Here is an 11,679-nt window from a genome sequence, read left to right on the forward strand (position 1 = left end):
GCACACATTATCGATCAAAAGGGGACCCATAAGCTATGCGTTTTTTCCTGACTATACTATTATTATCCATTACAGTCTTACCTGCATCTACCCACGCAATAGCCGATAATACCGCATCCATTATCATAGAAGTTGAAGGTGATCCATCAGAACATAAAAAATATCTTGAAGTGTATCATCCTTACATAGATGTTATTGCAACGTACGAGACACTTTTTAACGGCCTAGCACTGCAGGCAACCCCTAAAAAACTGGAGAAAATGGAATCATTGGAGTTTATTAAAGCCATTCATCCCGTTACTACATATCAAACACAGTACGAGCTGCTTAAAGAAAAAACGAAAAACGCAGTTATGCCTGCCTCTCTCAATGACACCACATATACTGGAAAAGGTGTACAGGTGGCTGTAGTCGACACAGGAATTGATTATGACCATTCGGACCTCGCTTCAAATTATGTAGCAGGATTTGATTTGGTAGATCTTGATGATGATCCGATGGAAACAATCCAATCCCAAGGAATGCCGACGCTTCATGGGACACATGTAGCAGGAATAATTGCAGCTAATGGTGATCTGGAGGGGGTTGCTCCTCAAGTTGATTTATATGCATATCGTGCTCTTGGCCCTGGTGGTCGAGGAACATCCGTACAAGTGATTGCGGCATTGGAACAGGCTGTGGATGATGGGGCAGATATCATTAATCTCTCCCTGGGAAATTCTGTGAATGGTCCGGATTTTCCGACAAGTGTTGCTGTAAATCGTGCGGTTGAACTTGGTGTCGCAGTCGTCATTGCTAATGGGAATAATGGGCCGGGCGACTGGACTGTTGGCTCACCTGCCACGGCAACAAATGCGCTTTCTGTTGGAGCGACAGCTAATCCGCAGACAGTGCCATATTTGTTGGAAACATTGGAAGATAAAAAAATTAAACTAACGCAAATGGCAGGGTCAACACCATGGAATTTCTCGACAGACTATAAGATAGCGCAACTAACCAGCAAAAACATCAAAGGTAAAATAGCTTTCTCCAGTCGTGGGAAAACCCCTTTTCACAAAAAAGCTAAGATGGCACAGGATGCTGGGGCAATCGCGTTGCTTATTTCAAATAATGAGCCTGGTATTTTTCAAGGGTCAGTTGAGAATGCGGAAGATCCAATTCAGATCCCCGTTGCAGCCATTTCGAAACAGGATGGGGAATGGCTTGAGCAATACACGAAGGGCAAGACAGTTTACATGGAATCAAATTACGAAAAGTCTAAACTAGCAATAGCAGATTTTAGTTCTCGTGGTCCTGTAACGGTTAACTGGGACTTGAAGCCTGAAGTTAGTGCACCAGGCACAAATATCCTAAGCACCGTTCCAGGAGGATACCAGGAGCTGCAGGGAACAAGTATGGCGGCTCCACATGTAACAGGAGCAATGGCACTCCTTAAAGAAGCACATCCAGACTGGACAATTAAACAACTTACCGGTGCACTAAAAACCACTGCAAGCAGGATTAATACAAATCAATCAATACCTTTCAAACCAAACATTCAGGGGATGGGTGAAATTCAGCCACAAAAAGCTATAAATACCCCAACTATTATCCATAATCCATTGCTGTCATTCAGAAAAGTAACGGATTACAAAGAAACAAAGAAGATTGAACTGACCATCGAAAATAACTCCAAACAGGTACAAACTTATGCATTTAACATACCCAAGCAGCAAAAGGGACTTAGATGGAATCTGCCACAGACGTTTACAATCCCAGCCGGCGAGACGAGGAAGATCCCTGTTGAACTGAGTGTTAACAGTACATTACTAGAAAAAGGACTACACCAAGGTTGGCTTACGTTAAAGCAGGGAAAAGAGCTGTATCATTTACCATACTTGTTTGTGAATGAAACTGCTGATTATCCTAAGGCAATGGGATTCGAATTTTCATTAAAACCTTTTTCAGATGACCAGTTTGTCTATCAGCTATACTTAACTGACCCAGCTAAAAGTGTCGATGTGAAGTTGTACAACCCCGAAACTCTGATTTTTGATCGGCAGTTTTTACAAACGGAAGAAGTGCAGGTAGGTATGAATGAAGGTTATTTAAAAGAATCTGAATTAGGTAAACCTGGAAGGTATCTTGCAATTATTACGGTTCATTTGGAGAATGGCAAGCTTGATAGTTATCAAACCGTAATTTATATTCAATAACCAAATTCGACAAGATACTGTTCACAGAATCGTCATTAAATTAAGGAGTGATTTCATTTATAATAGTAACTAAGTAATTATTTCATGGTTTGTCTGTACTCGGTGAAATGGTAGCATTATGCTGCCTGAAAATTGGTAACTAGTCAAGTAGTTTTTCGTTGTCATTCTAATTGACAATGGGGTATGGCTAATGTACACTAATCAAGTGTGGAATGATAAGGGTTACACTATGCTGAAATAATTGTGTTTTTAAGTAAAAATTGTTACATAAGTGTACCAAAATTGTTCCGCATAAGCAGTGATTTATCTCACTTATTTTTTTGTTTTAACTAGTAAAAATATTTAAGTGAGGTCAATTCGACAAGCTTTTTAATAGAGCTTGACTACGAACAATCTATTTTACGCGAAAACACAGGAGAAGAGTCAAATCATGTCGAATTATCAAAGTATGGCCACTCGACAACGTAAGTGGATGTTCTACCTTCTCGCAGTTTGGGTACTTGGAGCAGGGTTTACCCCATATCAGAGTATCTTCCTCGGACTTCTTTTAGGAAGCATCGTAAGTTTTTATAATTTATCGCTTTTACAAAAGAAAACAAACGATTTTGCAGAGTCTGTAGAAAAGAATCAATCCGCAAGAGGGCTCGGTACTGTATCGCGACTAGCAGCAGTAGCATTAGCCGTTATTATCGCACTTCGCTTTGAAGAACATTTTCATATTATTGCTGTTTTAATTGGATTAATGACATCCTATCTCGTCATTATAATAGATTTTGTTATGTTCAAATCTAAGGAGTAGTGCATGGAAGAGGGGTGAAGAAAGTGGATCATGAAGCACCATTAGCATTAGATGTATTTGGAATATCATGGCTTGATTTTAATTTATCCAACGTATTGATGATGGCAATTGCCTCCCTTATCGTGTTCGTTCTTTGTGTACTAGGTTCTAGAAAGCTTCAAATGAAGCCAACAGGTGCACAGAATTTTATGGAATGGGTCATTGACTTTGTAAAAGGAATGATTAATGACACGATGGATTGGAAAACAGGTAAGGTTTTCTTGCCTCTGGGTCTGACACTCATCACATACATTCTTGTAAGTAACTTAATGGGTGTTGCAACAATGGTAACATTCGGCCATGACTTATGGTGGAAGTCGCCAACATCCGATCCTGGTATCACACTAACGCTATCAACAATGGTCATCGTGTTAACCCATTATTATGGAATAAAAGTACGCGGGGTAAAAGAATACGGAAAAGACTATATACGTCCATTTCCTGTGTTCCTACCAATAAAGATCATTGAAGAGTTTGCTAACACACTAACATTAGGTCTTCGTCTATTTGGTAACATCTATGCTGGGGAAGTACTGCTTGGCTTACTGGCAGCTACGACATCAGCAGGTATTTGGGGATTCCTTGGTGGAGCAATTCCGATGTTGGCATGGCAAGGGTTCAGCTTGTTTATAGGTTCAATCCAAGCATTTATTTTCACAATGCTAACAATGGTCTATATGTCACACAAAGTGTCAAGTGACCATTAAGCAATATTATTTTTGTTAATTAGCCAGTTTCAGCAGAACTTATCTGCTGGAACAGGAAATTATTAGTTACACTTATGCAGTAAGAAAGAATTTATACTTTCTTAACTGCGGAAAAACTTATACAACTATTTTGAGGAGGATTTATATTATGAGTGCTTTAGCAGCAGCAGTAGCAGTAGGTTTAGCGGCATTAGGTGCCGGTGTAGGTAACGGTTTGATCGTAAGTCGTACGGTTGAGGGGATTGCACGTCAGCCAGAACTTAAAAGTCAACTTCAAACAACAATGTTTATTGGTGTAGGTTTGGTTGAGGCAATGCCGATTATCGCGGTAGTAATCGCGCTAATGGTAATGTAATTAAATTTAATCACAAACGAACTTTAATGGCGGAGCGTGTCTATTAAATTAAATAATATAACCTTCGCCGTTGTTTTCAATTTATATTTTAATGCCCAATAAGTAACGTGAAAGGAGTGAATTTTGTGCAAGCATTCACTGGGTTTACTACTATTTATGCATCACTTGGAGGTCTCCAGGTAGGCGACATGCTGACACAACTGTTCTTCTTTATCGTATTGCTTATACTACTGCGTAAATATGCATGGGGCCCATTAATGGGAGTAATGCAAAAGCGTGAAGAATATGTAGCAAATGAAATAGAAGAAGCAGAAAAAAGTCGTGCTGAAGCAGAGAAATCATCACAAGAGGCCGCGGCTCAATTGAAACAAACAAAACAAGAAGCACAAAAGATCATTGAAGATGCAAAAAGTGCTGGTGTGAAGCAAGAGCAGGATATTGTGGAATCTGCACGCGACGAAGCAAACCGCATCAAGAAATCAGCACAAGAAGAAATCGAGAATGAAAAAGAGAAAGCACTTCAAGCACTTCAAGATAAGGTGGCTTCATTATCTGTTCTTATAGCAAGTAAAGTTATTGAAAAAGAAATCAGTGAACAAGATCAAGAGAAATTGATCAACGAATATATTAAAGAGGCAGGAGAAGAGTAATGAGTGAAGCAGTAGTTGCCAAACGTTATGCAGACGCTCTTTTTCAGCTTGGAAACGAACAAGGAAAAATAGAACAGTTAGTAGAAGAATTTAATGTTCTAAAAGAAGTATTTGAATCAAATAGTAAACTTTTAACATTCCTAAAGCATCCACGTGTTAATAATGCGGAAAAGAAACAATTTGTCGATGAAGTGTTTCATGATTTCTCAAGTGATATCGTTCATACATTAAAAATTCTTGCAGAACGTCATCGCATTGAGATTGTACCAGACATTATTGACCATTTTATCCATTCGGTAAACGATGCAAAAGGAATTGCAGTAGCTACAGTATATTCTGTTCGTGAACTAACAGGTGCTGAAAAACAGGAGCTTGAAAACACATTTGCAAAACGACTTAATAAACAAACAATCAAGCTAAATAACATTGTTGATCCATCTATTGTTGGCGGCATTAAGTTACGCATCGGCAACACAATATATGATGGAACAATTAGTGGAAAACTAAAGCGTATCGAACGGAGTATTGTAACTGCAAACTAATGAAGATAGGGGTGAAATGGTATGAGCATCAAAGCTGAAGAAATCAGTAGTCTGATTAAACAGCAAATTGAGAGTTTTGACTCGGAAATTGAAGTTAGCGATGTCGGGACTGTAATTGAAGTCGGAGACGGCATCGCCCGTGCTCATGGTCTTGACGATGTCATGGCAGGTGAGCTTGTTGAATTTTCAAACGGTGTAATGGGCATGGCGCAAAACCTTGAAGAAAGTAATGTTGGTATCGTTATTTTAGGCCCATTTACAGAGATCAAAGAAGGCGATGAAGTACGCCGCACAGGCAGAATCATGCAAGTACCAGTTGGTGAGGAGCTGCTTGGACGCGTTGTTAATCCTCTAGGACAAACAATTGATGGAAAAGGGCCAGCTGAAACAACTAAATCACGTCCGATTGAATCTGCGGCACCTGGTGTTATGGATCGTAAATCAGTTGATGAACCATTACAAACAGGTATTAAAGCAATCGATGCACTTGTACCAATTGGTCGTGGGCAACGTGAGCTTATCATTGGGGACCGTCAAACAGGTAAAACAACTGTAGCGGTTGATACCATTATAAACCAAAAAGATCAGGATATGATCTGTATATATGTTGCAATCGGTCAAAAAGAGTCAACCGTTAGAGGTACAGTTGAAACATTCCGTCGTCATGGTGCATTGGATAACACAATTGTAGTAACTGCAGGTGCATCAGACCCTGCGCCATTACTATATTTGGCTCCATATACAGGTGTATCAATGGGTGAAGAATTTATGTATAACGGTAAGCATGTACTAGTTGTTTATGATGACTTGTCAAAACAAGCAGCAGCATACCGTGAACTTTCATTATTACTACGTCGCCCGCCAGGCCGTGAAGCATTCCCAGGGGATGTTTTCTACTTACATTCACGCCTTCTGGAACGTGCAGCGAAGTTAAATGATGACAAAGGCGGCGGTTCGTTAACTGCACTGCCATTTGTTGAAACACAAGCAGGCGATATTGGTGCATATATCCCAACAAACGTAATCTCTATTACAGATGGACAGATTTTCTTACAATCTGACTTGTTCTTCTCTGGTGTTCGACCAGCGATTAACGCAGGTTTATCTGTATCCCGTGTTGGTGGTTCAGCACAAATTAAAGCAATGAAAAAAGTAGCAGGTACGCTACGTCTTGACCTTGCATCTTTCCGTGAGTTGGAAGCATTCGCTCAGTTTGGCTCTGATCTTGATAAAGCTACAAAAGCAAAGCTAGATCGTGGTGCACGTACAGTTGAAGTACTTAAACAAGGGTTGAATAAGCCAATAGCTGTTGAAAAACAGGTATTGATTATTTACGCACTTACAAAAGGCTTCCTGGATGAGATTCCTGTAGAGGATATCACACGTTTTGAAAGTGAATTCCATCTATGGTTGGATGAAAATAGTAAAGAATTGCTTGCATCTATTCGTGATACTGGTAAATTACCAGAAGCAGAAAAGATGGATGATGCAGTTGCGTCATTTAAAAAGACATTCTTACCTAGTGAATAATTGTATAGTACGATAATTGCCCAGAATTAAAAGGAGGTTCGACTAAAAACGTCACGTCTTGTGGCAAAGTCGAACTAACCTGCATCCTTGAAAAAGGAATCCCCTTTTTCTGCGTGTGATGTAACTCAGGGAGTTTTTATTATCCTGTAGGCCATAATGAAAGGGTGGTGAAAAAGCTTGGCATCACTTAGAGATATTAAAAATCGTATTAGTTCCACAACAAAGATGAAACAGATTACAAAGGCTATGGAGATGGTCTCCGCTTCCAAATTAAACAAAGCAGAACAGAATGTTAAATCATTCGTTCCATACAGTGAAAAAATGGAGGAAGTAGTCGGCAGCATTGCAAACGGAAACACGGATGCACAACATCCAATGTTGCAAAAACGCGATGTTAAAAAGACTGGTTATATTGTGATTACATCTGACCGCGGTTTGGCAGGTGCTTATAACAGCAGCGTGCTGCGTAATGTGTTTCGGACAATTAACGAACGTCATAATTCTTCAGATGAGTATACAGTAGTTGCAATTGGACGTATTGGATATGAGTTTTTCAAGAAACGTGATATGCCGATTGCCAAGAGTATAATCGGATTGGCTGACCAACCTGATTTTGCTGAAATTAAAGAACTTGCATCTGAAACAGTGCAAATGTTCACTGACGAAGAAATTGATGAATTAAACATCTATTATAACCATTATGTAAGTGCGATTTCTCAGGAAGTTACATCGAAAAAAATACTGCCGATTACTGACATTGAAGGTAAGGCTGGTATGAGTGGCAGTCAGTATGAATATGAACCGGATCAAGAGCAAATTCTCAAGGTTCTATTACCACAATATGCAGAGAGCTTAATTTACGGTGCATTGTTAGACGGTAAAGCGAGTGAACACGCAGCACGGAGAACTGCAATGAACAGTGCATCCGATAATGCTGAGGATATTATTGATGACTTGTCATTGTCATATAACCGTGCACGCCAGGCAGCTATCACACAAGAGATTACCGAGATAATTGGTGGAGTTGCAGCACTAGAATAGCTACTTGACCAGTTCGAAAGTAAGATAGGAGGGAAACTGATGAACAAAGGACATGTTACACAAATTATGGGACCAGTTGTTGACGTTAAATTTGGCGACAACCAGCTTCCAGAAATTTATAACGCATTAGTTGTCCGTTCTGAAGCAACAGATGAAGGCGGAGTAGATATCGACCTTACATTGGAAGTTGCACTTCATCAAGGCGATAACACTGTTCGTACCATTGCAATGGGATCGACTGATGGTGTTAAGCGTGGTATGCCAGTAGAAGACCAAGGCAGTGCTATAACAGCACCAGTTGGTGAAGTTACATTAGGACGGGTATTTAATGTTTTAGGTGAAAAAATAGATCTTGACGAACCATTAGCAGAAGACACTCGACGTGATCCAATTCACCGGGAAGCACCTGAATTTGAAAACTTAGCAACAGAAACTGAGATTTTAGAAACAGGTATTAAAGTTGTTGACTTACTAGCACCATATATTAAAGGTGGTAAAATCGGATTGTTCGGTGGTGCCGGTGTAGGTAAAACCGTTCTAATTCAAGAGTTAATCAATAACATCGCTCAAGAGCACGGTGGTATTTCTGTATTCGCCGGTGTAGGTGAGCGTACACGTGAAGGTAATGACCTTTACTATGAAATGAAGGATTCAGGCGTTATTGCGAAAACTGCAATGGTATTTGGTCAGATGAACGAGCCACCTGGTGCACGTATGCGTGTTGCTTTAACAGGCTTGACAATGGCTGAATATTTCCGTGATGAAAAACAACAGGACGTGTTGTTATTTATTGATAATATTTATCGTTTTACCCAGGCAGGTTCGGAAGTATCAGCACTTCTAGGACGTATGCCATCTGCAGTTGGTTACCAGCCAACACTTGCAACAGAGATGGGACAACTGCAAGAGCGTATTACATCAACAGATAAAGGTTCTGTTACGTCAATCCAGGCAATTTATGTACCTGCCGATGACTACACAGACCCCGCACCAGCAACAACTTTCGCTCACTTGGATGCAACAACCAACTTGGACCGAAAACTATCCGAGCAAGGTATTTATCCAGCAGTGGATCCATTAGCATCTACTTCACGCGCATTAGACCCTGAAGTAGTAGGTAATGATCATTATGAAGTAGCTCGTGAAGTACAACAAACAATTCAAAAGTATAAAGAATTGCAGGATATCATTGCAATCCTTGGTATGGATGAATTATCTGACGAAGATAAACAAACTGTATCACGCGCACGCCGTATTCAGTTCTTCTTATCTCAAAACTTCCACGTAGCTGAACAGTTTACAGGCCAAAAAGGTTCTTATGTACCAGTTAGTGAAACAGTTAAAGGGTTCAGAGAAATTCTTGATGGAAAATATGACGATCTGCCAGAGGATGCATTCCGCCTAGTTGGTCGCATCGAAGACGTAGTTGAAAAAGCAAAAGACATGGAATAAGGAAAAGCGAAGGCTATTGAACAGCGACGAACGGACTGCTCCCTGCCATGCAGGGTGGACCAGCGTTGCCGTGCAAAGCGGCGTTTTTAGCTGATTATCCTTAAGCCTCTAGATAAAGGAAACATGCCCCTTCATAGAGGCATGCCGACGTTGGGCGTATAGCCCGACTTTAGTCGGCCTTCACTAACAGAGCTGATGTTTACTTATCATACTGAGGCGAGGGAAGTCTCGCTAGTCGCTATGAGCCGTAGCTAGACAATAACGAAGACAAAATAGCGGGTGGGAAGTATTAATTCGCATTCGACTATTTACTTGTCTGAGGAGGGGTTACATTGAAAACACTAACTGTGAGTGTTGTTACTCCTGATGGTCCAGTATTGGAAGATAGTTTCGATATGGTTAGCTGTAAAGCAGAAAATGGGGAGCTTGGTATTTTACCAGGACACATCCCAATGGTTGCTCCTTTAACAATTAGCGGTGTACGATTAAAACGCGAAAATGATACGGAGCGATTAGCTGTGAATGGCGGGTTTTTGGAGGTAAGGCCAGATAAGGTAACAATTCTTGCTCAGTCTGCTGAAAAACCTTCTGAAATCAATGTTGATCGTGCACGAGAAGCAAAAACACGAGCAGAGAAACGCCTCCAGTCTAAACAAGATGATATCGACTTCCAACGGGCAGAATTAGCACTCAAACGAGCAACGAATCGACTGGAAATCGGTCGGTAAAAAATGCAGAAAAGTCTCTTGTAACAGAATGTTATAAGGGATTTTTTTGTTGTTGAATTTTCTTTAACATAATGCGATTAATACGGTAAAATCAACAGAAGAGAGTGGAACATCGACAGAAGAGCGTGGAACATCAACAGAAAAGGCGATACATCAAGAGAAGAGCATGAAACATCAACAGAAGAGTGTCAACATCAACAGAAGAGCGTCAACATCAACAGAAAAGCATGAAACATCAACAGAAGAAACGGAACATCGACAGAGAGGCGAAACATCAACAGAAAAGCCGAATTATCAACAGAAGGGCAAGGAACATCAACAGAAGAGCGTCAGCATTTACAAAAAGATCACAACTCGTTTTACTCAGTAGGATTCCCCCCTAATCCATTTCATTTCCCACTATATTATGTCGATATTTCCCGGGAAATGAAATAAATAGTCGCATTCTTAAACACTTCTCTCGACAATCAAATAATTGACAACAAGCACTATACATGGCAAGGTTACAGTAGTGAAATAACAATCGAGTAGTAAAATCATTAAAAGCAAGGTGTGAAAATATGTCGTCAATTGGACTAACAGCATTAATAAGTATGATATCGCATTTAATCTTCATATATATAACTTGGAGAGTCGTTACAACGGTTAATTTCGATCCACTAATAAGGAAGGGTCGTGAAACGGAAGCAAGAATTTTAATTATGTTCATTACAATAGTTATTGGGGCCGGGGTTAGCAGGTTCTTTTTGGAATTTCTTCAATGGTCTCAAGATCTAATGTTTCTTTTCTAAAACATCACTAATTAATACAAATTTATAAATCTATCATATGAAAATCATGTCGATAATTTACTAGGTTTTCTAGGTATTTTAAGTAATCTCCCTGTTCATACTATTTATATAGTTTTGCAAGGGGGATTTTTTTATGAAGAAGATTGTACTTATGTCAATTATATTATTATTAACTACGGGTGCTGCAGTTAGCCAAAAGCAGCAGGAAGAAATGTCAGCGTTGGCTTCAACACTGACTGGGAACGATATGGAAGTTGAAAATTGGGAGGTAACAATTAAAGAGCAAATGAGCAAGGATAGGGTAAAACAGTTAATTAAAAAGCTAAAAACAAAAAATAGTCAAATGGTCACTAGCAAAGAAGCTGAAAACAGTATAAAATATTCTTTTGGGTACATTAACAAAAAGACAAATATTAACGAAACATATAATATTGTCATTCCTAAAGACGATAAGTATCAGGCACAATTTACTGTAGTACTCGAAGGGAATTCATGGAATAAATCTATTAAAAAAGATTATTTAAATAGACTTGAATCGATACAATATGATTTTTTTAGTGATAAATCTACAAAATTCGCTTGTATTACTACAACATTAAGTGGTAAACTTGGAAGTGTTTATTTTTTAAATAGAATAAAAGAATCGTTGAACTTACAGAATATAGACGAACAGTCAGATACAGTAGAAAATTCAATGTTAAATAAAGTTGTGTATGGGTATACACCATTATGGGACCAGAAAATCACTATAATGGATAAGCCTATGAACTTACAACTAGCGTTTAAAGATATTGAAAATGGGAAAACCAAACTAACGATAGGAACACCTATCCTGATTACTGAATATTAA

General features: G+C 39.4%; 13 protein-coding genes. All 13 read left to right on the top strand.

Annotated features, from left to right (window positions below; translation table 11 throughout):
- Positions 1-35 precede the first annotated feature (35 nt).
- The 13 genes from BMY13_RS02550 (at position 36) to BMY13_RS02610 (ending at position 11,679) form a co-directional block, all read left to right on the top strand.
- On the top strand, positions 36-2,195 hold the full coding sequence (locus BMY13_RS02550) for a S8 family serine peptidase (RefSeq protein ID WP_092502270.1): 2,160 nt from the start codon (positions 36-38) through the stop codon (positions 2,193-2,195).
- A 430-nt stretch (positions 2,196-2,625) separates the two neighbouring features.
- A complete protein-coding gene (locus BMY13_RS02555; protein ID WP_092491452.1) occupies positions 2,626-2,994 on the top strand; it encodes an ATP synthase subunit I in 369 nt (122 codons plus the stop codon).
- Between the two features lie 23 nt (positions 2,995-3,017).
- The gene (gene atpB / locus BMY13_RS02560) at positions 3,018-3,740 is read left to right on the top strand and encodes a F0F1 ATP synthase subunit A (protein ID WP_092491453.1); all 723 of its coding nucleotides are present in this window, start codon (positions 3,018-3,020) and stop codon (positions 3,738-3,740) included.
- A 148-nt stretch (positions 3,741-3,888) separates the two neighbouring features.
- Positions 3,889-4,095, top strand: a complete 207-nt coding sequence (gene atpE, locus BMY13_RS02565) for a F0F1 ATP synthase subunit C (protein ID WP_092491454.1) — start codon at positions 3,889-3,891, stop codon at positions 4,093-4,095.
- Between the two features lie 125 nt (positions 4,096-4,220).
- Positions 4,221-4,745: a F0F1 ATP synthase subunit B gene (locus BMY13_RS02570; RefSeq protein ID WP_092502272.1), complete on the top strand. Its 525-nt coding sequence runs from the start codon at positions 4,221-4,223 to the stop codon at positions 4,743-4,745.
- Positions 4,745-5,287: a F0F1 ATP synthase subunit delta gene (locus BMY13_RS02575; RefSeq protein WP_092502274.1), complete on the top strand. Its 543-nt coding sequence runs from the start codon at positions 4,745-4,747 to the stop codon at positions 5,285-5,287. The genes BMY13_RS02570 and BMY13_RS02575 overlap by 1 nt, the downstream gene beginning before the upstream one ends.
- Positions 5,288-5,308: 21 nt before the next feature.
- Entirely contained in the window at positions 5,309-6,817 is a 1,509-nt protein-coding gene (atpA, locus tag BMY13_RS02580) for a F0F1 ATP synthase subunit alpha (RefSeq protein ID WP_092502276.1), read from the top strand.
- Positions 6,818-6,994: 177 nt separating this feature from the next.
- A complete protein-coding gene (gene atpG / locus BMY13_RS02585) occupies positions 6,995-7,858 on the top strand; it encodes an ATP synthase F1 subunit gamma (protein ID WP_092491458.1) in 864 nt (287 codons plus the stop codon).
- A gap of 39 nt (positions 7,859-7,897) precedes the next feature.
- Positions 7,898-9,310, top strand: coding sequence for a F0F1 ATP synthase subunit beta (gene atpD, locus BMY13_RS02590; protein WP_092502278.1), 1,413 nt, complete (start codon positions 7,898-7,900; stop codon positions 9,308-9,310).
- Between the two features lie 332 nt (positions 9,311-9,642).
- On the top strand, positions 9,643-10,038 hold the full coding sequence (locus BMY13_RS02595; RefSeq protein WP_092491460.1) for a F0F1 ATP synthase subunit epsilon: 396 nt from the start codon (positions 9,643-9,645) through the stop codon (positions 10,036-10,038).
- Positions 10,039-10,204: 166 nt separating this feature from the next.
- Entirely contained in the window at positions 10,205-10,408 is a 204-nt protein-coding gene (locus BMY13_RS02600; protein ID WP_092502280.1) for a hypothetical protein, read from the top strand.
- A gap of 190 nt (positions 10,409-10,598) precedes the next feature.
- The gene (locus tag BMY13_RS02605; RefSeq protein WP_092491461.1) at positions 10,599-10,829 is read left to right on the top strand and encodes a DUF1146 family protein; all 231 of its coding nucleotides are present in this window, start codon (positions 10,599-10,601) and stop codon (positions 10,827-10,829) included.
- Positions 10,830-10,962: 133 nt separating this feature from the next.
- Positions 10,963-11,679 (top strand): YwmB family TATA-box binding protein, encoded by a 717-nt coding sequence (locus BMY13_RS02610; protein WP_092502282.1) that lies wholly within the window; start codon positions 10,963-10,965, stop codon positions 11,677-11,679.

This window comes from Virgibacillus subterraneus, assembly GCF_900110695.1.
GTDB lineage: Bacteria > Bacillota > Bacilli > Bacillales > Amphibacillaceae > Lentibacillus > Lentibacillus subterraneus.

Bases quoted from the DNA above. Each gene is read 5' to 3' on its own strand.
- atpE (WP_092491454.1), top strand. From the start codon at position 3,889: ATGAGTGCTTTAGCAGCAGCAGTAGCAGTAGGTTTAGCGGCATTAGGT.
- BMY13_RS02575 (WP_092502274.1), top strand. From the start codon at position 4,745: ATGAGTGAAGCAGTAGTTGCCAAACGTTATGCAGACGCTCTTTTTCAG.
- BMY13_RS02600 (WP_092502280.1), top strand. From the start codon at position 10,205: ATGAAACATCAACAGAAGAGTGTCAACATCAACAGAAGAGCGTCAACA.
- BMY13_RS02605 (WP_092491461.1), top strand. From the start codon at position 10,599: ATGTCGTCAATTGGACTAACAGCATTAATAAGTATGATATCGCATTTA.
- BMY13_RS02610 (WP_092502282.1), top strand. From the start codon at position 10,963: ATGAAGAAGATTGTACTTATGTCAATTATATTATTATTAACTACGGGT.
- atpA (WP_092502276.1), top strand. From the start codon at position 5,309: ATGAGCATCAAAGCTGAAGAAATCAGTAGTCTGATTAAACAGCAAATT.
- atpD (WP_092502278.1), top strand. From the start codon at position 7,898: ATGAACAAAGGACATGTTACACAAATTATGGGACCAGTTGTTGACGTT.
- BMY13_RS02555 (WP_092491452.1), top strand. From the start codon at position 2,626: ATGTCGAATTATCAAAGTATGGCCACTCGACAACGTAAGTGGATGTTC.
- BMY13_RS02550 (WP_092502270.1), top strand. From the start codon at position 36: ATGCGTTTTTTCCTGACTATACTATTATTATCCATTACAGTCTTACCT.